This is a genomic window from Curtobacterium sp. 179-B 9B NHS, assembly GCF_045370965.1.
In the GTDB taxonomy this organism is placed as follows: Bacteria; Actinomycetota; Actinomycetes; order Actinomycetales; family Microbacteriaceae; genus Curtobacterium.
Genome location: NZ_JBIQDQ010000001.1, coordinates 1 through 25,240, shown reverse-complemented (window position 1 = coordinate 25,240; position 25,240 = coordinate 1). Strand labels below are relative to the sequence as shown.

Here is a 25,240-nt window from a genome sequence, read left to right as displayed (position 1 = left end):
GTCGAGGGTGTCGCCTCCGTCGTCCCGCCCGGACGGGCGCCGCGCTCGTCAGCGCTGCCCGCGCTCCTGCTCCCGGAGCTCGACGTAGTCGCCAGCCGCGCACTCCGAGGTCGCACTGATCGTGTCGCCGCCGCCCAGGTCGGACGAGTTGAACGCGATGTTCGCGATCCCGGCGCCCCTGCCGTTGAGTCCGGAGTAGCTGCCGTCCCCGTTGGTGAAGCGCTCCGTCACGAGCCCGGCACGCTTCCACAGCGTGGTGAGGGTGCTGACATCGGTCTCGATGTCGCCGCGCTCGGCTCGCGAGGACAGGATCGTGGAGTGCACGCCCTCGCCGTTGCCGCGTTCGTCCGTGCACGTCCCGAGTCGTGGGCCCTCCTCCACGGTCCAGTCCCCTCCGAGCGCACTGGCGGAGTCGTCCACGATCTGCTGCACCGCTCGCTCCGCGTCCTCGGGCCGCGACGACGGGGAACCCGTCCCGCCCGTGCACCCGGCCGTGAGGGCGAGTGCACTGACCATCAGTCCGACCGCAGCCGTGCGGACACTCTTCGCCGCCATCTCCCCCGTCTCCCCGGGCGCAACGCGTCCGCCCCGATCCATCCTGGCCGCTCCGGGCGGCAGGCGCTCAGTCCTCCTGCGCGACGGGAGACACGACCACCGAACCGACCGCCGACTCGACCGCTGCGTGCGGCAACCGACGCCGCATCACGTCGACCGCCACCGGGTTGTCGTCCACGAGCACGAACCGCCGGCCCAGGTCACGAGCGACCGCACCGAGCGTGCCGCTCCCCGCGAAGAAGTCGAGCACCCAGTCCCCCTCGCGCGACGACGCCTGCACCATCCGACGCAGGACCCCCTCGGGCTTCTGCGTCGGGTAGCCGGTCTTCTCGCTGCCGGTCGGCGACACGATGGTGTGCCACCACACGTCCGTCGGCAGCTTCCCGCGCTCGCGCTTCTCCGGCGTGACGAGTCCCGGCGCCATGTACGGCTCGCGGTCGACCGTCTCGGAGTCGAACCAGTAGCGCTCCGGGTCCTTCACGTAGACCAGGATCGTGTCGTGCTTGGTCGGCCAGCGCGTGCGGGACTTCGCGCCGAAGTCGTACGCCCAGATGATCTCGTTGAGGAACGCGTCGCGGCCGAAGAGCGCGTCGAGCAGCACCTTGGCGTAGTGGGCCTCGCGGTAGTCGAGGTGCAGGTACAGCGTGCCGTCGTCGGTGAGCAGCCGCCAGGCCTCGAGCAGGCGTGGCTCGAGGAACGCCCAGTAGTCCTCGAAGCGGTCGTCGAAGCGCATCAGGTCACCGCGGATCCGCTCGTAGGTCCGACCACGGAAGCCCGTGATCGTCCCGGCGTGGCCGACGGTCCGGCGCTCGGCGGTCACCGCGTGGCGCCGCTGCTTCCGTCCGGTGTTGAAGGGCGGATCGAGGTAGACGACCGTGAACGACGCGTCGGGCAGTGTCGGCAGGACGTCGGAGTTGTCGCCGAGCACGACGAGGTCGGGGCTCGAGTCGTCGATGCTGCGCACCGGACCATCCTCCCGCAGAGCGGACCGACGCCCGACCGCACCCAGCCCCCACCACGTCCGACGGCGTACGGTCCCCTGCATGGCATCACCCGAAGTCCGCAACGACACCGACGCGCAGCAGTACTCCCTGGTCGAGGACGGCGAGGTCATCGGCTTCGCGGCGTACGAGGTCGACGGCGACGAGATCCGCTTCACCCACACCGAGGTCGACCCCGCACACCGCGGCGGTGGCCATGCGTCGATCCTCGTCCAGCACGCGCTCGACGACGTCCGCGAGGGGTCCCTGCGGGTCGTCCCGCTCTGCACCTACGTCAAGGCGTGGATCGAGCGGCACCCGGACTACCAGGAGCTCACCACGCGCTAGCGCGGCAGGTGCTCGCGCTCAGTAGGTGCGGTCGAGCGTGCCGGGTCGCGCCTCGTGCCGCCCGCCGTGTCCGACCGACGGCACACGGATGAGGACGGTGCCGCTGAGCAGGTCGTGGTCGTCGTCGGCGGGCGTCGGGGCCTCCTCCGGGAGGCGCGACTGCCGCTCGTACTCGGCCTGCGTCTCGTGACGGGTCGGGGCGAACACCTCGTCCATCATCGCGCCGACACCGCCGGATCCGCCGCTGCGTGTGGCCTTGTTCGACAGATCGATCCACCCCACGCGATCGGCGACCCACATCACGACGGCCGCCACGGCCACCGCCCCCAGGAGGATCAACCAGTTCACGGTCCCGACGCTACGTCAGTCGACCGACCAGGGCCTCCGCCGCGCGGATGATCCTGGCGATCGGTCCGCTGCGCCGGCGGACTGCTCGCGAGCTCGCCCAACGGTGTCCGTCGTGCGGATCAGTCGACGACGACCGTCGCCTCCGGCTCGAAGCCGCGGTGCACGATGGAGACGTACCAGTACGAGACGACGTCGCCGTGCCGGACGGCATCGCTCGCGTCCGACTGCGGCTCCACCTCGACCGTCAGCCCGCCGCCGCGCGGCACCGTGACCGGCACCCTCGTGACCAGGCCGCACGGTACGTCGGTGCGCAGGACCTCGTCACGGCCGCCGGGTCCCACGGACACCCGCAGGCGCTTGCCGTCGACGCCGTTGCAGGCGACGAGGAGGTCCCAGTCGCCGGCGGGCGTCTCCGTCCCGGCCGCGCCACGGTCGAGTCCGTTCGACGAACCGAAGCCGCGGTCCCCGTCGAGCAGCGCTGCGTTCATCGCGTCGCCCCACCGGTCGAGTCCTGCCGCCCGTGTCGCGTCGGCATCGTCGGACAGCAGTCCGGAGACAGGTGCGGACGAGCAGGCCGTCGCGACACCGAGGACCACGAGTCCTGCGACCGTGGCGGACAGGAGACGGCTCGGACGACGCATGCGCAGAGCACAGAGGGCGCTCCGGCTGGGCGTCACTGCCCGGTCAGGGCACCCGCTCGAGCCACTCCCGCGTCGCGAACTTCGTCTCGACCAGCTCGCGCGCGCGGGCCCGCTCCGCCTCGGTCACGTGGCCCTCGTGCGCGCCGTAGAGCTTCGTGAAGGTGCCGATCAGCCGGTCGATGATCTCGGCTCGGGTCAGACCGGTCTGCGAACGCAGCGGGTCGACACGCTTGGCGGCCGAGGTCGTCCCCTTGTCGCTCATCTTCTCGCGACCGATGCGGAGCACCTCGACCATCTTCTGGCCGTCCATGTCGTAGCTCATCGTGGCGTGGTGCAGCAGGGCACCGGTGCCGAGCCGCTTCTGCGCCGCGCCGCCGATCTTGCCCTTGGTCGAGGAGATGTCGTTGAGTGGCTGGTAGTACGCGTCGATCCCGAGTGACTTCAGCGCCTCGATCACCCACTCGTCCAGGTAGGCGTACGAGTCGGCGAAGGTCATGCCCTGCACGAGGTCGGTCGGCACGTACAACGAGTACGAGATGATCGCGCCGGCGTCCATGAACATGGCGCCACCGCCGGAGATGCGGCGGACGACCTCGACGCCGTACTTCGCGGCACCGGTCGGGTCGACCTCGTTCTTCAAGGACTGGAACGACCCGATCACGACCGCGGGCTGGTCCCACTCCCAGATGCGCAGGGTCGGACCGCGACGGCCGGCACCGACCTCCTCGGTCAGGACCTGGTCGAGTGCGAGGTGCTCGTTCGGGCTGATCGGCCCCTCGTGAACGATCTCCCAGTCGTACTCCTGCCACGTCGACGCCCGCGAGAGCGCGCGACGGACGGCGACCCCCACCGACTCCGGTGTGAAGCCGAGCAGCACCGCCCCCTCGGGCAGCGCCGTGCGGACCGCGGCGGCGATGCCGGCCGCGTCGGTGGTCGCGGGCAGGCCGTCCACGGCCTGGTCGATCAGCGGCAGCGCGTCGTCCGGCTCGAGGAAGAAGTCACCCGCCAGCCGGAACTCCTGGATGCTCCCGTCGACGACCTCGAGGTCGACGACGACCAGCTTGCCTCCGGGGACCTTGTACTCACCGTGCACAGGGCGAGCCTACGCCCGCCACCGGCCGGACGGGAGGCACGGGGCACCGCTGCCACGCGCCTCCCGTCCGGCAGCCCGTCGCGTCAGCGCGCCACGTGGCGGTCGAGCCACGCGATCAGGTCGGCGACCACCTCGTCGCGGTTCGTCTCGTTGTAGACCTCGTGCCGCGCCCCCTCGTAGACGTGGACCTGGACGTCCGACAGCCGACCGCGACGGCGGTACGCCTGGGCGAGCCGCTCCACGGAACGGGGTCCACCGAGGGTGTCGTCCGACCCGACCTGCAGCAGGATCGGCAGGTCGTGCGGGATGCCTCGGCGCGGCACGCCGAGCAGCCGCGCGGCGTCACGGACGCCGAAGAGCTTGATCACGTCGGCCTCGACCGCGAGCGGGTCGGCGGCGATCGCGTCGATGACGGCCCGGTCGCGCGTGATCCACTCGAACTTCGTCGGTCCGGAGCCCGCGTGCCGGGCGTTCAGGTCGCCGCTGTTCATCCACCCGGGCAGCCGGTACGCCGTGGCGGAGAACACGACCCCGTCGTACCGCTCCGACGAGGTGTTCACGATCCGCTGTGCCATGAGCGACCCCCACGAGTGCCCGACGAGCACGAGCGGGACGCCGGGGTCCTGCGCGCGGGCGACGTCGCTCATCTGCTCCACGGCCGCGATCGCCGCCCGCAGGCCACCGGGTCCGAGCCGTCCGAGCCGCGCGTGGTCCCCGTCCCACTGCGCCAGACCGGTCCGGCCGTGCCCGCGGTGGTCGTTCGCGTGCACGGTGTACCCGGCACGGACGAGGTCCTGCGCGAGCGGCTCGTACCGGAGCCCGTGCTCCCCGACGCCGTGCGCGATCTGCACGATGCCCTTCGGCCTGGCGGCGCGCCAGGTCGAGTAGACGATCTCGACGCCGTGGGCGTCGGTGAACGAGGAGTCCCCTCGAGCGGCGGAGAAGGTGGGCACGGGTCGATCCTCGCAGACGTGGAGGCGGCGCAGGCGGTCCGTGGCGTGTCCGTCCGGCGTCCACGCAGCCGGCTCGGAGCCCGCCCAGGTCCACCAGGAACGCTGCACGCCTGGGAGGATCGACCGGTGACCTCCCACCGCATCGATGCCTCGCCCGACACCGCTGTCGACGTCCTCACCGCGGAACGCGAGCCCGTGCTCCGCGTCGAGGACGGTGACACCGTGACCGTTCGGACGCTGAGCGCCGCGGGCTACACCGAACGGCTGGCCGCGCCGGGGGCGGACGCACCGACGCTCCTCGATCCGCGACGCGGGCACTGTCTGGTCGGACCGATCGCGGTCGCGGGAGCGCGACCCGGACAGGTGCTCGCCGTGCGCTTCGACGCGCTGGTGCCGGACGACTGGGGCTACACCGGGTCCGGCGGCGTCGACACCCCGGTCAACCGGGCGCTCGGGCTCGTCGACGCTGCGTCGCGCGGGCCGCTGCTCTGGGACGTCGACGCGGACGCCGGCACGGCGTGGAACCAGCTCGGGCTGGGCGTCCGGACCGCGCCGTTCCTCGGCGTGGTCGGTCTGCCGCCGGAGCCCACCGGGGAGCACTCGACGATCCCGCCGCGTCCGCTCGGCGGGGGCAACATCGACTGCCGAGAACTGGTCGCCGGCGCGACGCTGTACCTGCCCGTCACCGTGCCGGACGCGCTGCTCTCCGTCGGGGACGGGCACGCCGCACAGGGCGACGGCGAGGTCTCCGGCACCGCGGTCGAGTGCGGCATGACCACCACGATGACGCTGTCCCTGCTCGACCACGCCCCGGTCGAGGGCGTCCACGCCGACACCCCTGCCGGCCACATCACGTTCGGGTTCGACGCCGACCTCAACACGGCGACGACGACGGCGCTCGACCGGATGGTCGACTGGATCGTCGGGCTGCACGGGATCACCCGCGGGCAGGCACTGGCGATGGCGAGCGTCGCGGTGAGCATGCGCGTGACCCAGGTCGCGAACCGGACCTGGGGCGTGCACGCCCTGCTCCCCCACGACGCGATCCTCGAGCCCGACGCAGGCTGAGCGCCCGACGCGAGCCGACGGTCCATCGGCACCACGCGCCGGGACGGGAGGCGCGACCAGCGTGCTCGACGTCGGGGACTCGGGTCGCGCCTCCTGTCTGCCCGTTCCTTCCCATGACACTCGCGATGCAGGGAGAGAACGGGCGTACCTGACCGGAAGTTCCGACCAGGTACGCCCGGACCGACCAGGCACGCCCGATCCGTCCCGGTTGGCAGGCGCGCCACCATGCTCGTCGCGTCCGCGCTGGCGAGACGGCGCGCTCGAGCCGCGCCGCGCCTCCCGTTCGCCCGTTCTTTCCCATCGCACCTGCGATGGAAGGTGAGAACGGGCGTACCTGGTCGATCGTTGCGATCAGGTACGCCCGTTCTCACCGGGTACGCCCGTTCTCACCGGGTACGCCCGATCCGACCAAGTACACCCGCTCCGGGGTCAGTGCGCGGAGTACCCGCCGTCGACCAGGTGGTAGCTGCCGCTGATGAACGAGGCCTTGTCGCTCAGCAGGAACAGCACGAGCGCTGCGACCTCGGCATCGGTGCCGAGCCGCTTCGCCGCGTGCTCACCCTCGAGCGCCGCGAGCTCCTCGGCGGAGAGCGACGACCGGACGAGCGGGGTGTCGATGAACCCGGGACCGACCGCGTTGGTGCGGACGCCCTGCGCCGTGTACTCGAGCGCCGCGACCTTGGTCAGCCCGACGAGCGCGTGCTTCGACGCCACGTACGCGGCGTTGTTCGCGATGCCGACCGACCCCAGCACCGACGCCATGTTCACGATCGCGCCACCACCGGCAGCCAGGATCGCCGGGATCTCGTAGCGGAGCCCGTAGAAGACGCCGTCGAGGTCGACCGCGCGGACCCGGTCCCACGCCTCGACGTCGTACTCGCCGATGGGCTGGGGAGCCGCACCGATGCCGGCGTTGTTCACCGCGAGGTGGAGCGCGCCGTAGGTGTCGACCGCGTGCTGGACCATCCGCTCGTTGTCGCCCGCGACCGCGGAGTTCGCCTCGAACGCACTCGCGGTGCCCCCGGCGTCCTCGATCTCGGCCACGACGCGCTGCGCGGCCTCGGCCTTGATGTCGGTGACGACGACCCGCGCGCCCGCGGCCGCGAGCTCCTTCGCGATCGCAGCCCCGATGCCGCTGCCGCCACCGGTGACGACGGCGACCCTGCCCTCGAACTCGGACATGTTCTCCTTCTTCCTCGACGTTCCGTCGATCGTGCACAAAGCAACACCTGTTGCGTACGTAGCGTACACCTCGCGCAGACCCGTTCGTTCGCTGAACTAATGAGGTAGGCTAACGGTCGTGCCCGACACCTCACTCGCCACCGACCTCCGCGTCGCGGTGGCCCGGTTGTCCCGGACGCTGCGCTCACAGAAGGTCGACGCGAGCATGACGGACGGCCAGTTCTCGGCCCTCGCGCGACTGCACCGCGAGGGCGCCATGACCCTCGCCGAGCTCAGCAGGCAGGACGGCGTCACACCGCCGAGCATGACGAAGTCGATCGCGGTGCTCGTGGACCGTGGCCTCGTGTCCAAGGTCGACCACGGCGACGACCGCCGCAAGGTCCTGCTCGCCGCGACCCCGGCCGGAGCGACCTTCGTCGAGGAGACCCGGCGCCGCCGCGACGACTGGCTCTCCCCGCGCCTCACGACCCTGACCGCCACCGAGCGCCGCACCCTCGCCGAGGCCACCGAGATCATGAGGAGGCTTGCCCAGCAGTGACCGCCCTGTTCCGCTCCCTGTCCACCCGCAACTACCGCATCTGGTTCGCCGGGGCCCTGGTCTCCAACGTCGGCACCTGGATGCAGCGAACCGCCCAGGACTGGATCGTCCTGACGAAGCTGTCCGACAACGACGCGATCGCGGTCGGCATCACGATGGCGCTGCAGTTCGGTCCGCAGCTGCTCCTGCTCCCGCTGACCGGCCTGGCCGCGGACCGCTTCGACCGGCGGCGGATGCTCATGCTCACGCAGGGACTCATGGGTGCCCTCGGGCTCGGCCTCGGGATCATGGTCCTCACCGACACGGCGACCCTGTGGTCCCTGTACGGCTTCGCCCTGGCGCTCGGCATCGTCGCCGCGTTCGACACCCCGATCCGGCAGGCGTTCGTCTCCGACGTCGTGCAGGGCGAGCACGTCTCGAACGCCGTCGCGCTCAACTCGGCGTCCTTCAACGCCGCCCGGCTCATCGGGCCCGCGGTCGCGGGGGTGCTCATCGCCGCGATCGGGTCCGGCTGGGTGTTCGTCATCAATGCCGGCTCGTTCCTGGCCGTCCTCGTCGCGCTCCGCTTCGTCGACCCCGCCCAGCTCGCCGAACGCGTGCGCGCGAAGCGCGGGAAGGGGCAGATCCTCGCCGGCTTCACCTACGTGCGGACCCGTCCGGACATCATCGTGGTGCTCTGCATGATCTTCGTCGTGGGGACCTTCGGCGTGAACTTCCCCATCTTCACCTCGACCATGGCGCGGGTCGAGTTCGGCAAGGGTGCCGGCGAGTTCGGCCTGCTGAACTCCGTCATGGCGATCGGTTCGGTCGCCGGCGCGCTCCTCTCCGCCCGGCGGGACCGCCCGCGGATGCGGACCCTCGTCGTCGCCTCGGCCGGCTTCGGCCTGGCGTGCACGGCGGCGGCCCTCGCCCCGACGTACTGGACCTTCGCGGTCGTGCTCGTCTTCGTCGGCCTGGCCTCGCTCACCTTCATGACCACGGCCAACGCGCTCGTGCAGACCACCACGAAGCCCGCGATGCGCGGTCGCGTGATGGCGCTGTACATGGCGATCTTCGCCGGGGGCACGCCGATCGGCGCCCCGGTGGTGGGCGCCGTCGCTGATGCGTGGGGGCCACGCTGGGCGATCGTGGTGGGAGCCGCGTCGGGCTTCGTCGCGCTCGCGATCGCCCTGGTCTGGCTCGTCCGCTGGGAACACCTGCGGCTGCGGTACGACGCCGACGCCCGACTGCACCTCGCGGTCACGCACGCGGTACCGGTGGTCGGCACGCGGGCGTCGCGTGCCGCGCTGCGGCGGGACCTGGAGCGCGACGAGGCGGTGGCGGACCGGTCCAGCTCGGTCTGAGGGTCGGGACCGTCGCCGGCCAGGAGGCACGGGCCACCCCCGCCGCGCGCGCACCGCGACGGGATGCCGGCCGGGAGGCACGGCGCCAGCCCGCCACGGCCCTCCCGTCCGGCGCTGTGCCCCGCCCGACGACCGCAGCTCAGCGCGCGGGGGTCGCGACCGTGAAGACGCGGTCCTCGAGCGCCGCGACGACGGCGTCGACCGCGGCGGCGAGTCCCTCGGCGGCGGCTCGGATCCGGTCCGGAGCACCGACCTCCACGCGTCCGAGCGCCGAACGCGCGACCCGGAACGCGGCGACCTGGTCCCCCACGCAGGCGGGGGCGACGTCCGCGAGGCAGTCGTCGGCGCGCGCCGCGAGGAACGCGAGCGACCGCGGGCTGTGCGACTCGTGGAGGAGGAACCCGGCGGCGTCCCGCGGATCGACGCCGTGGTGGTCGCGCCCGCGCCGGAAGGCCTCGCCGGCACCGCACGCCCGCAGCGCGGTGGTCCACGACGCCGCCGACCCCGCATCGACGAGCGACGACGCCAGCAACCGCGCCGTGAGGCCGCACCGCAGCAGGGACCTGCCCAGGGTGAAGAACTCCCACACCTCGTCGCGGCTGACGTCGCCCTCGACGACGCCGACGGCCAGCGCGCTCCGTTCCCGCACCCACGCGAGGAACTCGTGCGCCCGGTCGACGGCGACCTTGCGCGGCATGCGCGACCGGGTGACGTCGAGGCAGTCCCAGAGCTCGGTGGACACGACCTCGCGCGCGCGACGGGCGTGGTCCCGTGCCACACCGACCGCGTGTGCGACCGAGGCGGGTTCGTGCCGGTCGAGGGCGAGCGACTCGACGACGGCCGCACGCTCACGGCGTCGTGCGGGCGCGCGTGCACCCACGACGCGGTGCAGCACGGAGCCGACCGTGGACTCCTCCTCGACCACACCCGCGTCGGGCCGGACGACGTAGACGTCGAGCATCCTCGCGACCACGTCGGCCCGCTCCACCGCGCTCCCGACGTGGAACACGCTCCCCGCGAGTCGGCTCAGCACGTCGGCTCCTGCATGCGGCGAAGCTACCGAGCGGGCGTTGCGGCGGTGTTTCGGGACCGCGTCACGGGTGTTGCGAGCCATCCGGCAGACGCGCTCCCAGGGGACACTCGCTAGACAACCTAACTAGAGCGTCTAGCATTGTCCGTATGACGACCGAGGTGACGAACACCACCACGGGCTTCTGGTACGGGTCAGGATCCAGGGTCGACGCGGTGGACGTACTGAACGCGCTCCGTAGGTACCGGAGTGCCGAGAGCGCTGCCCAGCGCCGGGCGCGCGAGGCACTCGGCATCGGCGAGAACGCACTGCTCGCGCTCCGGGTCCTGCTGGACGCCGAGTCCGAGGGACGCTCCGTCAACGCGAAGGAACTCGCCGACCGACTCGAGATCACGCCGGCGTCGACGTCGGCACTCGTGGACCGACTCGTCCGCAGCGGTCACGTCGAACGACACCCCGACCCCCATGACCGCCGCGGGGTCATCCTCACCGCGTCCGGCGGGTCGATGCGGCAGGTGCTGCGGGTGATCGACCAGCTCGACACGCGCGCGATCGAGGTCGCCGAGCACCTGCCCCAGACGGACATGTCGGTCATCGTCGCGTTCCTCGAGGAGATGGCCCGGGTCGTCGACCACGACGAGGACGCGGCCGACACGGAGCGCTCCGCGTAGCCTCGTCCCATGCCCAGCGCACCGGACGAACCCGTCGGGGTCCCACCGCTCGGTCCGCGGTCGCAGGAGCCGGGCCGCGAGCACGCGCGCGACCCCGAGGACGACATGCCGCTCGCCGAGCTCGACGCGCGTGCCCGGGCCGACGCCGCACTCCGGCGCATCCGGAACGGCGCCGACCCCGCGCGGGAGGCCTTCGACCTGGCGAACACGATGAACGACGAGGCCGTCGGACGACTCCGCGGCGCCGTGCTGCGCTGGCTGCGCCGAGACTGACCCGGCGGGCGGCCTACCGCTGGTCGTCGGCGAAGGCGGTGCCCACCGCAGCGATGTCGTCGGCGCCGTGCCCCGCTGCACTGGCGTCGGCGTAGACCCGGTCGAGCGCGTCGAGGAGGGTCGTCGACACCCCCGCGGTCCGTGCCGCGTCGCCGATCAGCCCGATGTCCTTGCGCAGGCCGTCGAGGGCGAACTGCGGCGCGAGGTCACCGCCGATCATCGCTGCGCCCTTCGTGTGCGCGTAGGGCGAGTCGCTCGCGGTGCCGTCGATCGCGTCGAGGAACAGCTGCGGGTCGAGTCCGAGCGCACGGGCGATCGCGAGCGACTGGCCGGTGGCGGCGGTGATCGACGCGACCCAGGCGTTGGCCGCGAGCTTCAGGGCCGTGCCGTCGCCGACCCGCTCCCCCGCGCGGACGGTCTTCGCCCCGATGGCGTCGAGCACCGGGTCCACACGGTCGAGCACGTCCGACGGGCCGGCGGCGAGCATGGTGAGCTTGCCCTGCTCCGCCGGGGCCTTCGTGCCGAGCATCATCGCCTCGACGAGGGTGATGCCGTACTTCTCGGCCAACTGCACCACGGTCTCGGTCCCCGCGACGCCGATGGTCGAGGCCTGCACCCACACGGCGTCCGCGGGAGCGTCCCCGGCAGCGGTCTCGAGGACGTCGACGACCGCATCGGTGTCGAAGAGCGTCAGCAGGACGACCTCGGCGTCGCTGACCGCCGCGGCAGCGTCCGTCGCCACGGTGGCGCCGGCGTCGCCGAGCGGGCGGGCCTTGTCGGCGCTGCGGTTCCACACGGTCACCCGGTGGCCCTCGCGCAGCAGCGATCCCGCGACCCCTGCACCCATCGTCCCCGTACCCAGCACCGTCACGCGCACCACTGTCTCCGTCCTGCGTCCGGCACCCTGCCGACGTCGCTCTCGACGCTACGCCTGCGCGGCCCGACCAGCCTGACCCGACCAGCCTGGCCCGGTCGGCGTGCGGACGCCGACACCCGTCGCCGGTGCGACCCGTTCAGAGCAGGCCGCGAGCGGCGAGCCACGGGGCCGGATCGATCGGCGTCCCGCCGACGATGACCTCGAAGTGCAGGTGCGGGCCGGTGGAGACCCCGGTGCTGCCCACGGCGCCGAGCTGTTCGCCGGCCGACAGCGTCTGCCCGGGCAGGACGTCGATGCGGGACAGGTGACCGTACCGCGTCTGCGTGCCGTCCGGATGTGCGAGGAGCACCTGGTTGCCGTACCCGCCGAGCGGCCCGGCGGACACGACCCGTCCGGGCATCGCGGCGACGACGGGCGTCCCGGATGCCGCGGCGAAGTCGAGCCCGTGGTGGTTCGTCGAGCACGCACCACACCCGGCGACCTGCCGACCGCCGAAGCCTCCGGCGGTCGGGATCGTCCCCGCGACGGGACGGACCACGTCCGAGCCCGTCGTGATCTGCACGCGGCCGTGTCGATCGCCACCCGCCCGGGTCGCCTGCACGTCGAAGCCGTCGCGGACGACGGTGACGGTGACGCCGGACGCGACGCGGTAGTGCTGCTCCGGCGCCGGGGCGACCTGGTGCGCGGGTGCGGATGCGGGTGCGGCGCCGAGACCGAACCCGGTGGGGTCGTCGAGTGCGGCGGCCGGGGTCGACACGGAGACGACCAGGCAGGCGGCGAGGGCGGACGCCGTCGCCGGGAGGAGTCGCGAGGACGACCCCGATCGGGCCGCCGGCAGCGCCGCGGGACGCTGAGGCCGACCGACAGCGACGCCCCTGCGGAGCTCGGGGACGTGCCGGTCACGCCCGGGTCGCCCGGACACGCGCGGGTCGGGCACGCGCAGGTCGGGTACGCGCAGGCCGTGCTTGTTGTGCTTGCCGAGCCTGCCGGGACGATCGGCGGACCGGCGAGGGGTGCGGAGGTCACGACGACTCGGCAGGGCTGCTCCGGACCGAGCGCCGTCGATGGTGGTGGTGGTGGTGGACACCGAGGCGGCGGCAGGGGGGACCGCCGCCTCGGCGGTCTGGCGGCCGACACGGACGGACCGGGCAGCGGCGTCGTTCGCCGCTCGGCGGGCCGCTCCGCGGGGGCGGATCGGTGCCGCCGGCGCCGAGCCGGGGGCGCTGTCGGTCGTGGTCGTCGTCATCGTGTCGGGAGGTCGGATCGGGTGGGTCGGGATGGGGTGGGTCGGGATGGGGTGTGTCGGGATCGGCTGTGTCGGGACGTTCGGACGTCGTCCGTCATCGGTGGCGGTGCCGGTCGGCTCAGCCGCGGACGACGCCGTCGCGCGTGATGCGCTCGAGCTCCCCGACGACGGCGTCGACGACCGCGCGGGTGATCGCATCGGTCACCGCTTCGACCAGCGCGAGCTGGTCGGGCGTGACGGCGACCTCGTTCGGCAGCGCGGTCCCGACCGGCTGCGGGATCGCGTCGATCGCGGCGACGAGGGCAGCCGGCACCAGGGCGGACCGCATCGGGGACACGGGAGCCGTCAGCGGCGAGGTGGGTGCGGGGACGACCCGGGTGCGTGCGGCGGTGACGGAGACCGCTGCTGCCGGAGCGAGCGTCGCCGTCGGGGCCGGCGCCGGTGCCGGTGCCGCCGGAAGGGTCACCGCGGGCTGCGCCTGTTCCGGAGCCGTGGTCGCGGCGCGGGAGGCCCGACGCGAGATCGAGTCGAAGAGGGGCGTGGAGGACATGCTGCTTGCCTTCCGGTCAGTGGTGGATCGGGCCGTCCTGGGCGGTCCGACTGGGCTCGTGCCTCGGGCACGAGGACGATTCAACCACTGATATTCCGAATGTGCAATAGCGCGTTCTGGATCAGTCGGGCTCGACCGCCTGCGTCGGGTCGTCGCGCCGCAGCACCTGCTTGACCCGCTCGACGATCGTCGACGGCGGATTGTTGTAGGCGTTCGCGGGTTCCTGCCCGCTCAACGCCTGGATCGCGTCCATGACGGCGTCGGTCGCGTGGCGCCGTGCACGGCCGGACGACGCCTCGCCGAAGTGGGACAGGTCCATCGGTGCACCGAACTCGATGGTGACGCGGGCGAGCCGCGGCAGCCGCGAGCCGACGGGCTGCACGTCCTCGGTGCCGGTGAGTGCGACCGGCACCACCGGAGCCCCGCTCGTCAGCGCCAGCCAGGCCACGCCGGTCCGACCCTTGTAGAGCCGACCGTCGAGGGACCGGGTGCCCTCGGGGTAGATGGCGAAGGCCTCGCCGGCCTCGAGCCGCTCGAGCCCGAGGTCGAGGGCGTGCTGCGCCGCGGCTCCCGCTCCGCGTTCGACCCCGATGGCACCGATCCCGCCGAAGAACGCGCGCGAGACCGCACCGCGCAGACCGGTCCCGGTGAAGTACTCCTGCTTGGCCAGGAAGGACACCTTGCGCGGCGCCATGAGGGTGATCGCCGGGGAGTCGATGAAGGACCTGTGGTTGCTCGCCAGGATGACCGGCCCGTGCTTCGGTACGTTCTTCCGTCCCACGATGCGCGGTCGCCAGACCAGGCGCGCGAGCGGGGTCACCACCGCACGGCTCATCGTGGTGGCGAACTTCGTCGTACCGGGCAACCGGGCCTCCTCGTCGTGGGAGGTTCCGAGTGTAGTGAGCGTCGGGCGGGCCACATTCCGTCTGCGGAATGCGTCTGCGTGGCGACCGCCGGCGGCTCAGTCCGCGTGCGCTGCGACCACGTCGAGGACCGCGCGCCCGTAGCGCTCGAGCTTCGCGCCGCCGATGCCGGAGATCTCGCTGAGGGCGTCCTCGTCCGCCGGCTTCACCGCAGCGATCCCCCGCAGCGTCGCGTCGTTGAACACCACGTAGGCGGGGACCCCCTGCTCCCGGGCCTGCGCCGCACGCCAGGCACGCAGCGCCTCGAACAGGCCGAGCGCCTCCTGCGGCACGTCGGTGACCGCCTGACGTCGCACCCGTTGACCCCGCGGAGCCTTCACCGGGTCGCGACGCATCAGCACGCGCGTACGACCGCTCAGGACCTCGGCGCTCGTGGGGCTGAGGACGATCGTGCCGAAGCCGTCGCCCGACACCGCCGCGTAGCCCTGCGCCAGGAGCTGCCGGGCGACCGCACGCCACTCCCCCTCGCCCAGGTCGTTGCCGATGCCGAACGTGGCGAGGGAGTCGTGCCGCAGCTCCTGCACGCGGGGCGACTGCTTGCCGACCAGGATGTCCACGAGGTGCGCGACGCCGTACCGCTGGCCGCGCTCACGCTCCAGCCGGACCACGGTCGACAGGAACTTCTGCGCGGGCACGGTGCCGTCCCACGGCTCGGGCGGTGCGATGCAGGTGTCGCAGTTCCCGCAGGCCGTGGACTCCTGCCCGAAGTACGCCAGCAACCGCACCCGGCGGCACTCGATCGTCTCGCACAGCGCGAGCATGGCGTCGAGGTGGGCGCTGAGCTGCCGCCGGTGCGCCGCGTCGCCCTCGGACTGGTCGATCATCCGGCGCTGCTGCACGACGTCGTTCAACCCGTAGGCGAGCCACGCCGTCGAGGGCAGCCCGTCACGCCCCGCACGTCCGGTCTCCTGGTAGTACCCCTCGACCGACTTCGGCAGGTCGAGGTGCGCCACGAACCGCACGTCGGGCTTGTCGATGCCCATGCCGAAGGCGATCGTCGCGACCATGACGATGCCGTCCTCACGCAGGAACGTCGACTGGTTGCGCTCACGGACCTTCGCGTCGAGGCCGGCGTGGTACGGCAGCGCCGGGATCCCCTGGTCGGCGAGGGCGGCCGCGGTGCGTTCGACCGAGTTGCGGGACAGGCAGTAGACGATCCCAGCGTCGCCGCTGTGCTCGGTGCGGATGAACGTCAGCAGCTGCTGCAGCGCGCCGGTCTTCGGCTCGATGCGGTACTGGATGTTCGGCCGGTCGAAGTCGGCCACGAAGTGCGCGGCGTCGTCGAGCCCGAGTCGGCCGGAGATCTCGCGGTGGGTCTGCGGTGTCGCGGTCGCGGTGAGGGCGACGCGCGGCACCGTCGGCCAGCGCTCGTGCAGCACGCTGAGCTCGAGGTAGTCGGGGCGGAAGTCGTGGCCCCACTGGGCCACACAGTGTGCCTCGTCGATGGCGAACAGGGCGATGCGTGCGCGGTCGAGCAGGGATCGGGTCGACTCGAGTCGCAGGCGCTCGGGCGCGAGGTAGAGCATGTCGACCTCGCCGGAGACGACCGCCCGTTCGACCCGGGCGCGCTCGTCGGGGCCCTGGGTGGAGTTGAGGAACGCGGCGCGGACACCGTTGGCGGCGAGGGCGTCGACCTGGTCCTGCATGAGGGCGATGAGCGGCGAGACGACCACGCCGACGCCGTCACGGACGAGCGCGGGCACCTGGTAGCAGAGCGACTTGCCGCCACCGGTCGGCATGAGCACGAGCGCGTCGCCGCCGGAGACGACCTGGTCGATGATCGCGGCCTGCTCGCCGCGGAAGGCGTCGTACCCCCACACGCGGTGCAGGACGTCGAGCGCGGCAGCCCGCGACGGCGAGGTCGTGGTCGTCGTGCTCATGCACCCAGCCTACGAGCGCGGGGCGACACCCACCGTCTCGTCCACAGGCACCGCGTCGTCCGGGCCAGCCGCCGACGTGTCCCGGTCCGTCTCGGGACCGCGGGTCGGTGCGGCTGCCCAGCCCGTGCCTCCCGGCCGGGTCCACTGCCGACCGCCCGCCCAGACCGGAGCCGGACCGCGGAAGCGGGGCGCCTCGTGTCCCGGGAAGCGACGGTCGAGCCCCCGCCACCACGCGAGGAGCTCGATCATGCCCCAGAAGGCGAGCGAGGTCGCGAGCGTGACCAGGAAGCCGCCCGCAGTGCCGCCCGAGGCGTCGAGGTCGACCTTCGACCAGCCGGGGGCCTGCAGCACGAAGATCATGATGTTGTTGAAAGCGTGCTGCAGGACGGTGGCCTCCATGCCGCCGGTCCGCAGCACGATGATCGCGGCAACGAGCCCGAACGAGCCGACGTCGAGGATGCCCCACACGTTGTAGCCGTTCGGGATGTGCCCGGCGGCGAACACGACCGTCGACACCGCGACGGCGACGACGACGCCGACGATCCGGACCGGGATCCACGACGCGATGGTCTGGATCAGGAAGCCGCGGAAGACGTACTCCTCCGCTGCACCCTGGAAGGGCACGAGCACCAGGACCATCACGATCGTGAAGGTCAGGGTGGCGGGCGAGACCGTCGACTGCCCGATGGCGTCGTGGTCCCAGCCGAAGCCGCCGTCGAACGAGAACATCCCCCACGTCTGCAGCAGGAACATCGGGATCGCGATGACGAGCGTGGGGAGCAGGCACCACAGCGTCCACCGCCAGCGCACTCGGAAACGCGTCGACGACAGGATGCCCGCCGGGCCGATCCGGGCGATCTTCACCGCGAGCAGGATGCCGGGCAGCAGCACCACGAGCGACAGCAGGGTCAGCGACAGGATGAGCGGGTCCGTGGGGTCGAGGGCGCCGCTCGTCAGGTCGTCCTGGAACCCGATCAGCCCCTCGGCGCCCTGCGTCGCACCGATCGGCACGAAGTACGCCACCGCGAGGACGATCTGCGTCACGACGTAGTACCCGACGAGGAACGCGAGCGCGACCAGCGGACGCCACCAGCGCCAACGGGCATCGACACGGGGCAGGCGGTGGTAGGGAACGCTCACCCGCGCAGGCTACCGGCACGGGCAGGATGGGAGCCGTGCTCTCCGTCCTGCTCGGCCTGACCGGTGCGGTCGTCTACGGGGCGGCCGACTTCCTCGGCGGCCTCGCCGCACGCCGGGTCCGGGCCGTGGTCGTCGCGGCCGCCGCTGCGGCGGTCGGGCTGGTCCCGCTCGGTGCCGGGGTGCCGCTCGTGGGCGCGTCGTTCTCGACCGGCGCGGTCGTCGCGGGGACGGCCGCGGGTGTCTCCGGGTCCGTGGCGGTGCTGCTGCTGTACCGGGCGCTGGCCGTCGGCCCGATGAGCGTGCTGTCGCCGCTGACGGCGGTGTTCGCCGCGCTCACCCCGGTCGTCGTCGCGCTGCTGGGCGGGACGGTGCTGTCGTTCGCGGCGTCGGTCGCGCTCGTGGTCGCGGTGCTCGCGGTCGTGCTGGTCGCGGCGGTGCGGGACTCCTCGGGTGCGCGGGTGACCGCGGTCGGGGTGGCCACTGCAGCGGTGGCGGGGTGCGGGTTCGGCGGGATCGTGCTCGCGTACGACGCGGCACCCGGGGACGCCGGGGTCGCGACGCTCCTGGTCGGGCGGGTGGTGCAGACGGTGCTGCTCGGCGCCGTGGCGGTCGTGGTGGCGGTGCGGTCGGGGCCGGTGCGGCCGGCACGGTCCGGTCGGCCGGGAGGCACGGATCGCGTCGGTCCGCCGGCACCGGCCGCGCGGTCTGGCGCGGCTGACGCGAGGGCGGTGCGTCGACCGGGCCGGTCGCGCCGACCCGGCTCGTCGGGTCCGTCGCGGTGGCGGGGTCCGTTCCGCTGGCCGCGCTGGTCACGACCGACGGTGGTCGCCGTGGTGGCGTGCGGGGTGCTCGACGCCCTCGCGAACGCCTGCATCCAGGCGGCGCTGCACGTCGGCTCGGGCGACGCCACGCTCCCGGTGGTGAGCGTCCTCAACGCGCTGTACCCGATCGGCACGGTGGTGCTCGCCGGCGTCGTGCTGCGCGAACGGCTGACCGCGGTGCAGTGGACGGGGATCGTGCTCGCGTTCGTGGCCGCGGTCGGACTGGCGCAGGCCTAGCGGGCGTCGAGCGTCGGGCGTCGGGCGTCGGGCGCCGGAGTCAGTCGTCGGCGATGAGGCGCTTGCCGAGCGAGACCGCGCGGTCCGGGGCGTAGCCGAGCGAGGCGTAGAACCCGAGGACCTGCTCGTTCCCCTCGCGCACCTGCACGTTGACCTTCGGGCAGCCGCGCTCGGTGAGCAGCCGTTCGAACTCGGCCATGAAGGCGCGACCGAGCCCGGAGCCCTGCAGGTCGGGACGGACGGCCAGGTAGTTCACCCAGCCGCGGTGCCCGTCGTACCCAGCCATGCCGACGCCGACGACCGTGCGCTCGTCGTCGTGCTCGGGCTGCTCGGGTTGGTCGGGCTGCTCGGCGACCAGGAAGAGCTCGGGCTGCTCGGCGACCTTCCGCGCGATGTCACGACGCGGGTCGTTCCATGGACGCAGCAACCCACAGGCTTCCCACAGGGCGACGACCGCCTCGGTGTCGTCGGGGCGGAACGGTCGGAACACCGGGGTCATCCGTCCACGCTAGCGGGACCCGTGGGCATCCACAGGTACGAGGACTCGTCACCTGTTCGTCGGCGTGGTCTGATAGACCTGTCCGACCACCCCATCCGGATCAGGAGCACCGTGACCGCACACGACACCGCCCCGACGCGCCGCTCGGCGCGCGAGGACGAGGCCACGCGGCCGCCACGACGCCCTCGACGCCGTCAGACCGTCGGCGGGGCGCTCGTCTCGCTGCTGGCCGAGCTCCTGATCATCGCCGGTGCCGGCACGGGCCTCTACGTGGTGTGGACCGCGTGGTGGACGGACGTCGTCGCCGTGAACGAGCAGACGAAGCTCGTCGACGACCTCGGGCAGCGCGCAGCGCCGAAGGTCGAGGGCTCGGAGCACCGGGGCGAAGCGCCCGTGCTCGCCGAACCGCCGGAGGTCACGAGCGTGTTCGGCACGATGCAGATCCCCCGCTTCGGCGCCGACTACCTCCGTCCGATCGGTGAGGGCACCGACCGCGAGCGCGTGCTCAACACGATCGGGCTCGGGCACTACCAGGACACCGCGATGCCGGGCGCCGAGGGCAACTTCGCCGTTGCCGGGCACCGCGTGACGTACGGCAAGCCGCTCAACCAGATCGCGGAGCTCAAGACCGACGACGCGATCGTCGTCCGGGTGACCGACGAGGAGAAGGACTTCGACGTCTGGTACGTCTACAAGGTCACCGACTCGCAGATCGTCACGCCGGACAAGATCGAGACGATCGCGCCGGTGCCGAACCAGCCGGGTGTCACGCCCTCGGCCGAGGACCGCTGGCTCACCCTGACCGCGTGCCACCCCATGTGGTCCGCCAAGGAGCGCTACGTGACCCACGCCAAGCTCGACTACTGGATGCCCGTCTCGGAGGGCACCCCCAAGGAACTCTCGGAGACGCCGAAGTGATCTTCCCGTTCGTCTGGCGGATCCTGCCCGGCCCTGCTGCCCTGAAGGTCCTCGAGCTGCTCGTGCTGCTCGCGGTGATCGTGTACGCGCTGTTCACGTGGGTCTTCCCGTGGATCGCCGCCGACATCCTGCCGCCGCCCGACGGCACGGTGGACGCGCCGCCGTCGCCCTGACCACAGCCGTCCGTCGACCGCCCGCGAGGTCCGCAGCGGCGGTCTGCGGTCCGACGTCTGCTGCCCGCTGCCCGCCGCCCGCTGCCCGCGCGGACCGTCAGACCGTGGTCGTGACCCGCGAGCCGCCCTCGGCGGTGCGCCGCACGGCGATGCGCTCGGGGATGCGCTGCTTGAGCTCCTCGACGTGGCTCACGATGCCGACCTGCCGTCCGCCGGCGGTCAGGCGTGCGAGTTGCCCGATGACGTCGTCCAGCGTCTCCGGGTCCAGCGTGCCGAACCCCTCGTCGACGAACAGGGTGCCGAGCGAGACCCCGCCGGCCTCGGCCTGCACGACGTCGGCGAGCCCGAGTGCCAGGCAGAGCGACACCGTGAAGGTCTCGCCGCCGGACAGGCTCCCCGGGGCGCGCCGGGTGTCGGTGGTGTGGTCGTGGACGGCCAGCGCGAGGCCGGTCCGGCGGGCCCGTGACCCGGCCTCGCGCTCGTCGGACGTCTCGAGGGTGAACCGCCCTCCGAGCATCCCCCGCAGCCGGTCGTTGGCTGCGGCGACGACGTCCTCGAAGCGCCGCATGAGCACGTAGGTACCGAGGGTGATCCCGCTCGGGTTCACGGCGGTGACACCGTTCGCGACGTCTGCCAGGCGGACCACGGCGCGGCTGCGTGCCGACGTGTCGTCGCGAGCACGGACGGCCCGGACCACCTCGGCGGCACAGCGGGCTGCGGCCTCCGACCGGTCGGACGCGGACACCGCCGCGCGGGTGGCCTCGTCCGCACGCTCGGCAGCGGCGACGGTCGCGGTGCGGGCGGCGTCCAGGTCGAGCGCGACGGTGGCCCCGGCGGCGGAGCCCTCGTCGGCGGCGGCCGCCACCACCGCCGGTTCGACGAGCCCGGCGTCGACGACGGCACGCTCCCGCTCGGCGGCGACGACCTCGGCCTGCAGCGCGGCCGAGGCTTCCGGCTGGAGCAGTGCTGCCCGGGCCGCGTCGAGCCTGTCGAAGCCCTGCTCGGTCAGCGCCAGGTCGACCTCGGCGGACCGCTCGCGCACGGCCTGTGCCGCCGTCGTCGCCTGCGACTCGGCGACGGCGACCTCGTCGGCTCGTGCGACGAGGTCGTCGAGCTGCCGGACCAGCTGCGCGAGGGAGCGGTCGTCCGACGTCCCACCGATGCGGCCGTCGGTGTCGGCGGATGCGTCCCAGGAGCCCGCGGCGACGGTCGCTGCGCGCTGTCGGGCGTCCGTCACGGCAGCGGCGTCCTGGTCGAGCCGCGATCCCTCTGCCCCGCTCGTCGCCACGAGAACGGCGTGGTCGGCCTGCACGGTGTTGTGCTCGCGCTCGAGTGCCCGGGTCTCGTCGTCGTACGCCGTCCGCTGCCCCTCGACCTCGGCGACGCGGACTGCCGCAGCGTGGGCTGCCTGCACGCGGGCGTCGGCGGCCGCGGCTCGGGTCGCCAGGGCGTCGGCGTCCGTCTCCCCGACGGCGGCGCGCAGTCGTTCGAGGGCGGCACGCTCGACGGCGAGCGCGGACGCCGCCTCGGCGAGGGCGCCGTCGGCGACACGTGATGCGTCGGCGGCTTCGTCGACGGCGGCTGCGTCCGGGTGGTCGTCCTGCGGCAGGGCGACGTCCGGGTGCTCGAGCGCGCCGCACACGGGACAGGGGTCGCCCGGGACGAGTGCCGCGCCGAGTTCGCCCGCCAGTCCGGCGATGCGGCGGGTGCGCAGGGCCTGCTCGGTCCGCAGGAGCGCTTCGGCGCGGACGCGGCGGTCCGCCACCACCTGCTCCGCCCGGTGCACGGCGGCGGCTGCGGCGTCACGGGCGTCGAGGTCTGCGCGCAGCTGCCGGAGGCGCTCGACCTCGGCTCGGGCGGCCTCGGCGTCGCCCGCGGCGGTGGCCGCGGTCCGGGCTTCCTCGACGAGCGCGGCCCGACCGGCGGGACGCGCCTCGAGCGCACGGTCGAGCTCGGCCACCCGTCGGACGAGCAGTGCGGCCCGGTCGGCGGCGTCCGTGCGGGCCCGTCGGCGGTCGTCGAGCGTGGCCTCGACCGCGACGAGGTGCCGGACCGCCGCGACGCAGGTGGCCAGGTCGGTGCGGCGTGCGGCGGTGTCGACGTCCGACGGGACACCGAGGCGCGCACGGAGGTCGTGCGCTCGGCGACGGTGCTCGTCAGCACGGGAACGGGCGGCGTCGAGCCCCTGTGCCGGCGTCGTGACCCGGACGGCCCGTTCGGCGAGCGCGAGCCGGGCGCGGGCGGCCTCGACCCGGGGTGCGGCGTCGTCGAGGGCGCGGCGACGATCGAGGAGCACGGCACGTCGCGCCCTGGCCTGCAGTCGCGCGGCCACGTCGTGCTCGTGCACCCGGGCGCGTTCCGCCGCCGCGACCGCCTCGGTGCGATCTGCTGCGGTCGCCGTGGCCACGGCGCGCAGCGCGTCGAGGGTCCCCGGCACCGAGGCCTCGTCGGCGTCGACGACACCGGCGGCCTGGGCGAAGCGGCTCAGCGCGTCCCGCACCCGGGCGTCGGCGGACTCCACCTCGGCCTGGACCTCTCGGCGGCGGGCGGCGAGCTCGTCCGCCGTGCGGTCGTAGACCTGGGTGCCGAAGAGCGACTGCAGGAGCTTCCGGCGGTCCTCGCCCGGTGCCCGGAGGAAGCGAGCGAACTCGCCCTGCGGGAGCACGACCGTCTGCAGGAACTGTGCACGGTCGAGTCCGACGACCCGAGCGACCTCGAGCCCGATCTCCGGGATCCGCGAGGACACCGGCTCACCGACGACGTCGCCGGAGTGTGCGAGCCGGAAGAGCTGCGCCGACGCCTGCTGTCGCACCGTCCCTGCGCCGCGCTGCTTCGGCCGGTCGTACTGCGGCGTCCGGCGGACCCGGTACACGCCGGCACCGGTCTCGAACACGAGCTCCACGAAGGGTTCCACCCCGGGGTCGGCGTGCTGGCTGTGCAGGCGGTCGTGCGTCGATCCCTCGCCCGCGAGCCCGCCGTACAGGGCGAACACCACGGCGTCGATGATGGTCGACTTGCCGGAGCCGGTCGGGCCCTCGAGCAGGAACACCCCGGAGGCGGCGAGCGCCGCGAAGTCGATCGTCACGAGTTCGGGGTAGGGCCCGATCGCCCGGAGTTCGAGTCGGTGCAGGTACATCAGCGCCCCCGGTCGTCGTGCATCGCGAGGACCGCTGCCTCGTACGCCTCGGTCAGGACCGCGCGGTCGTCGTCGCCCGGCGTCGCGCCGGTGGCGAACGCGACGAAGTCGGCCGCGACCTCGACCGGGTCGGAGGTCGCCGTGACCGCCCGCGCCGCCTGCCGGTCGGGGCGGTCGGCGGGCTCGTGCGTGATCGCCAGCGCGTGCGGGAAGTGGTCCTTCACCCGGGCGTAGAGCCGCTCGGGGTGGACGGTGTCGGTGACCGCGACGCGGACCCAGGCGTCGGCGTCCGCGCGGTGCGCGCCGGACTCGATCGCCTCCATGCTCGTCCGGACGTCGACCAGGCGCCGGGGCACGGGAGCGGGTACCAGCTCCACCGAGACCCCACCGTCGGCCGCCAGTTCGACGAGGGTGACGCTCTTGCGCTGCTGCCGCTCCCCGAACGAGAACGCGAGCGGCGACCCGGCGTACCGGATGCGGTCCCCCGCGCCCACGCGCTGCGGTCCGTGCAGGTGTCCGAGCGCGACGTAGTCGATGCCGTCGAACACCGAGGCAGCGACCTGGTCGACCCCGCCGACCCGGATGTCCTGCTCGCTGTCGCTCGGAGCAGCCCCGCCGACGAAGGCGTGCGCGACGACGACGCTGCGGGTGCCGGCGCGCTCGGCGAGGTCTGCTCGGATCCGTGCGGTGGCTGCTCCGACGACCGCATGGTGGGACCGGGCGAGGGGCTCGTCCGGCACGTCCGCGAGGGCGTAGCGCGTCAGGTCGGGGTGCAGGTACGGGATCCCGTACACGGCGACCGGGCCGTGCTCGTCGTCGAGCAGCACCGGCGTGCCGATGCCCGTCGGCTCCGCCAGGATCCGCACGCGGTCGTGCATGACCCCCGCGCCGAAGCCGAGCCGGGCGGCGGAGTCGTGGTTGCCCGGGGTCAGCACGACCGTCGCCGTCTCGGCCAGACGTTCGAGCGTCCGCGAGAGCAGCCGGACGGCGTCGACCGGTGGGATCGCACGGTCGTAGACGTCGCCGGCGATGACGACCAGGTCGACCGCGCGGTCGCGGACGGTCTCGACGAGGAAGTCCGCGAAGGTCGACTGGTGTCCGAGCAGGTCCGCACCGAGCAGCGTGCGGCCGAGGTGCCAGTCGCCGGTGTGGAGGATCCGCATGCCGCCACGGTAGCGGCGGCCGGGGACATCACCCGCGAGCCCGTGCCGCCCTGTGGAGGACCGGCGCGTGCCGCTGCCCGTGCAGGAACGTCAGCGCACGCAGCTCGTGCCGGAGACGAGCCCGAGCCCGAGGAGCGACGTGAACTGAATGGGCACCCCTGCGCTCTGCGTCGACGTCCAGGCACCCGGCGCGGCGGCGTTGGTCTGCACCTGCACGGTGCGCCTCGTGCCCAGGGCGAGCGCACTGCTGAGCTTGACGGTCGCGCTCCGCGCCTGGCCGTCGGCTGTTGTCGCGAGCACCGCCCCGGTCTCGTCGGTCACGGTGAACGACTTCGGCAAGTCCCCGGCGTACGACCAGCCGATCACGACCGAGCCGTTGCTCGAGTCCGTACACGAGAGGGTCGTGACGACCGGTACGGTCCCGGCGGTGAGCTGGACGGCCGTGCCGGTGGTCCGACCGAACGGTGCAGCATCGGCCTGCGTCGGCACGAGCACGGCGCTCGCCCCGACCACGACGGCGACGAGCCCGAGGACCCCGGTCTGGCCCACGCGACGGACGCGCTGCACGGCCGCGCGGCGTGCGGCGCGGCCGCGCTCGTCGCCGTGGCGCGGGACGGCACGTGGCGACCGGCGGTCCGGGACGCCGGGAGCGCC

Annotated in this window: 27 protein-coding genes; 9 read left to right on the top strand and 18 right to left on the bottom strand. The window is 73.1% G+C overall.

Annotated elements, in window-relative coordinates; translation table 11 throughout:
* Positions 1-48: 48 nt before the first annotated feature.
* Entirely contained in the window at positions 49-516 is a 468-nt protein-coding gene (locus ACH0A8_RS00135) for a hypothetical protein (RefSeq protein WP_271826280.1), read from the bottom strand.
* 106 nt (positions 517-622) lie between these two features.
* Positions 623-1,510, bottom strand: coding sequence for a DNA-methyltransferase (locus ACH0A8_RS00130; protein WP_406906248.1), 888 nt, complete (start codon positions 1,508-1,510; stop codon positions 623-625).
* Positions 1,511-1,598: 88 nt separating this feature from the next.
* On the opposite strand from ACH0A8_RS00130, the gene ACH0A8_RS00125 reads away from it, so the two are divergent.
* The gene (locus tag ACH0A8_RS00125) at positions 1,599-1,883 is read left to right on the top strand and encodes a GNAT family N-acetyltransferase (protein ID WP_209679875.1); all 285 of its coding nucleotides are present in this window, start codon (positions 1,599-1,601) and stop codon (positions 1,881-1,883) included.
* A gap of 18 nt (positions 1,884-1,901) precedes the next feature.
* On the opposite strand, the gene ACH0A8_RS00120 is transcribed toward ACH0A8_RS00125, so the two are convergent.
* The 4 genes from ACH0A8_RS00120 to ACH0A8_RS00105 all read right to left on the bottom strand — a co-directional run bounded on the left by ACH0A8_RS00120 (position 1,902) and on the right by ACH0A8_RS00105 (position 4,918).
* A complete protein-coding gene (locus ACH0A8_RS00120) occupies positions 1,902-2,231 on the bottom strand; it encodes a hypothetical protein (RefSeq protein WP_406906021.1) in 330 nt (109 codons plus the stop codon).
* A gap of 119 nt (positions 2,232-2,350) precedes the next feature.
* Positions 2,351-2,872 (bottom strand): hypothetical protein, encoded by a 522-nt coding sequence (locus tag ACH0A8_RS00115; RefSeq protein WP_066652236.1) that lies wholly within the window; start codon positions 2,870-2,872, stop codon positions 2,351-2,353.
* Positions 2,873-2,915: 43 nt separating this feature from the next.
* The gene (locus ACH0A8_RS00110; RefSeq protein WP_066652234.1) at positions 2,916-3,965 is read right to left on the bottom strand and encodes a biotin/lipoate A/B protein ligase family protein; all 1,050 of its coding nucleotides are present in this window, start codon (positions 3,963-3,965) and stop codon (positions 2,916-2,918) included.
* An 83-nt stretch (positions 3,966-4,048) separates the two neighbouring features.
* Positions 4,049-4,918 carry an alpha/beta hydrolase gene (locus ACH0A8_RS00105; RefSeq protein WP_251155344.1) on the bottom strand — a complete coding sequence of 290 codons (870 nt, stop codon included), beginning with the start codon at positions 4,916-4,918 and terminating at the stop codon, positions 4,049-4,051.
* A gap of 126 nt (positions 4,919-5,044) precedes the next feature.
* On the opposite strand from ACH0A8_RS00105, the gene ACH0A8_RS00100 reads away from it, so the two are divergent.
* On the top strand, positions 5,045-5,986 hold the full coding sequence (locus ACH0A8_RS00100; RefSeq protein WP_406906018.1) for an acetamidase/formamidase family protein: 942 nt from the start codon (positions 5,045-5,047) through the stop codon (positions 5,984-5,986).
* 429 nt (positions 5,987-6,415) lie between these two features.
* Here ACH0A8_RS00100 and ACH0A8_RS00095 read toward each other — a convergent pair whose 3' ends face one another.
* On the bottom strand, positions 6,416-7,168 hold the full coding sequence (locus ACH0A8_RS00095; protein WP_406906016.1) for an SDR family NAD(P)-dependent oxidoreductase: 753 nt from the start codon (positions 7,166-7,168) through the stop codon (positions 6,416-6,418).
* Between the two features lie 118 nt (positions 7,169-7,286).
* Between ACH0A8_RS00095 and ACH0A8_RS00090 the strand changes: the two genes are divergently transcribed.
* Positions 7,287-7,706 carry a MarR family winged helix-turn-helix transcriptional regulator gene (locus ACH0A8_RS00090; RefSeq protein ID WP_406906014.1) on the top strand — a complete coding sequence of 140 codons (420 nt, stop codon included), beginning with the start codon at positions 7,287-7,289 and terminating at the stop codon, positions 7,704-7,706.
* Positions 7,703-9,049, top strand: a complete 1,347-nt coding sequence (locus ACH0A8_RS00085; protein ID WP_066652228.1) for an MFS transporter — start codon at positions 7,703-7,705, stop codon at positions 9,047-9,049. Before ACH0A8_RS00090 ends, ACH0A8_RS00085 begins: the two co-directional genes overlap by 4 nt.
* Before the next feature lie 139 nt (positions 9,050-9,188).
* Here the strand turns inward: ACH0A8_RS00085 and ACH0A8_RS00080 are convergent, their stop codons facing one another.
* The gene (locus ACH0A8_RS00080; RefSeq protein WP_209683965.1) at positions 9,189-10,082 is read right to left on the bottom strand and encodes an alpha-E domain-containing protein; all 894 of its coding nucleotides are present in this window, start codon (positions 10,080-10,082) and stop codon (positions 9,189-9,191) included.
* A gap of 146 nt (positions 10,083-10,228) precedes the next feature.
* Here ACH0A8_RS00080 and ACH0A8_RS00075 point away from each other — a divergent pair, with 146 nt between their 5' ends.
* The gene (locus tag ACH0A8_RS00075; RefSeq protein WP_066652224.1) at positions 10,229-10,750 is read left to right on the top strand and encodes a MarR family winged helix-turn-helix transcriptional regulator; all 522 of its coding nucleotides are present in this window, start codon (positions 10,229-10,231) and stop codon (positions 10,748-10,750) included.
* Positions 10,751-10,759: 9 nt separating this feature from the next.
* Positions 10,760-11,023, top strand: coding sequence for a hypothetical protein (locus ACH0A8_RS00070; RefSeq protein WP_066652222.1), 264 nt, complete (start codon positions 10,760-10,762; stop codon positions 11,021-11,023).
* A 13-nt stretch (positions 11,024-11,036) separates the two neighbouring features.
* Here the strand turns inward: ACH0A8_RS00070 and ACH0A8_RS00065 are convergent, their stop codons facing one another.
* The 6 genes from ACH0A8_RS00065 to ACH0A8_RS00040 form a co-directional block, all read right to left on the bottom strand.
* Positions 11,037-11,894: an NAD(P)-dependent oxidoreductase gene (locus ACH0A8_RS00065; RefSeq protein ID WP_209683967.1), complete on the bottom strand. Its 858-nt coding sequence runs from the start codon at positions 11,892-11,894 to the stop codon at positions 11,037-11,039.
* Between the two features lie 142 nt (positions 11,895-12,036).
* The gene (locus ACH0A8_RS00060; protein WP_406906010.1) at positions 12,037-13,146 is read right to left on the bottom strand and encodes a M23 family metallopeptidase; all 1,110 of its coding nucleotides are present in this window, start codon (positions 13,144-13,146) and stop codon (positions 12,037-12,039) included.
* 118 nt (positions 13,147-13,264) lie between these two features.
* Complete coding sequence (locus ACH0A8_RS00055) at positions 13,265-13,696, bottom strand: hypothetical protein (protein WP_406906008.1); 432 nt, start codon at positions 13,694-13,696, stop codon at positions 13,265-13,267.
* A gap of 121 nt (positions 13,697-13,817) precedes the next feature.
* On the bottom strand, positions 13,818-14,531 hold the full coding sequence (locus ACH0A8_RS00050; RefSeq protein WP_081985203.1) for a 1-acyl-sn-glycerol-3-phosphate acyltransferase: 714 nt from the start codon (positions 14,529-14,531) through the stop codon (positions 13,818-13,820).
* A 126-nt stretch (positions 14,532-14,657) separates the two neighbouring features.
* Positions 14,658-16,499, bottom strand: coding sequence for a DNA helicase RecQ (gene recQ / locus ACH0A8_RS00045; RefSeq protein ID WP_209683972.1), 1,842 nt, complete (start codon positions 16,497-16,499; stop codon positions 14,658-14,660).
* 9 nt (positions 16,500-16,508) lie between these two features.
* Positions 16,509-17,639, bottom strand: coding sequence for a lysostaphin resistance A-like protein (locus ACH0A8_RS00040; RefSeq protein ID WP_406906006.1), 1,131 nt, complete (start codon positions 17,637-17,639; stop codon positions 16,509-16,511).
* A gap of 35 nt (positions 17,640-17,674) precedes the next feature.
* Here ACH0A8_RS00040 and ACH0A8_RS00035 point away from each other — a divergent pair, with 35 nt between their 5' ends.
* On the top strand, positions 17,675-18,697 hold the full coding sequence (locus ACH0A8_RS00035; RefSeq protein WP_406906005.1) for an EamA family transporter: 1,023 nt from the start codon (positions 17,675-17,677) through the stop codon (positions 18,695-18,697).
* Positions 18,698-18,737: 40 nt separating this feature from the next.
* Here the strand turns inward: ACH0A8_RS00035 and ACH0A8_RS00030 are convergent, their stop codons facing one another.
* Positions 18,738-19,196, bottom strand: coding sequence for a GNAT family acetyltransferase (locus tag ACH0A8_RS00030; protein ID WP_066652210.1), 459 nt, complete (start codon positions 19,194-19,196; stop codon positions 18,738-18,740).
* A gap of 111 nt (positions 19,197-19,307) precedes the next feature.
* Between ACH0A8_RS00030 and ACH0A8_RS00025 the strand changes: the two genes are divergently transcribed.
* Together ACH0A8_RS00025 and ACH0A8_RS00020 are read left to right on the top strand one after the other, a co-directional pair.
* Positions 19,308-20,114 carry a class E sortase gene (locus tag ACH0A8_RS00025; RefSeq protein WP_235426468.1) on the top strand — a complete coding sequence of 269 codons (807 nt, stop codon included), beginning with the start codon at positions 19,308-19,310 and terminating at the stop codon, positions 20,112-20,114.
* Positions 20,111-20,287: a hypothetical protein gene (locus ACH0A8_RS00020; RefSeq protein WP_158407726.1), complete on the top strand. Its 177-nt coding sequence runs from the start codon at positions 20,111-20,113 to the stop codon at positions 20,285-20,287. Before ACH0A8_RS00025 ends, ACH0A8_RS00020 begins: the two co-directional genes overlap by 4 nt.
* A 97-nt stretch (positions 20,288-20,384) precedes the next feature.
* Here the strand turns inward: ACH0A8_RS00020 and ACH0A8_RS00015 are convergent, their stop codons facing one another.
* From ACH0A8_RS00015 to ACH0A8_RS00005, 3 genes are all read right to left on the bottom strand, one after another.
* A complete protein-coding gene (locus ACH0A8_RS00015; RefSeq protein ID WP_406906001.1) occupies positions 20,385-23,423 on the bottom strand; it encodes an AAA family ATPase in 3,039 nt (1,012 codons plus the stop codon).
* Positions 23,423-24,586, bottom strand: a complete 1,164-nt coding sequence (locus tag ACH0A8_RS00010) for an exonuclease SbcCD subunit D (RefSeq protein ID WP_406906000.1) — start codon at positions 24,584-24,586, stop codon at positions 23,423-23,425. Before ACH0A8_RS00010 ends, ACH0A8_RS00015 begins: the two co-directional genes overlap by 1 nt.
* A 90-nt stretch (positions 24,587-24,676) precedes the next feature.
* On the bottom strand, positions 24,677-25,240 hold a 564-nt coding region (locus ACH0A8_RS00005), incomplete at its 5' end, for a hypothetical protein (protein ID WP_406905998.1).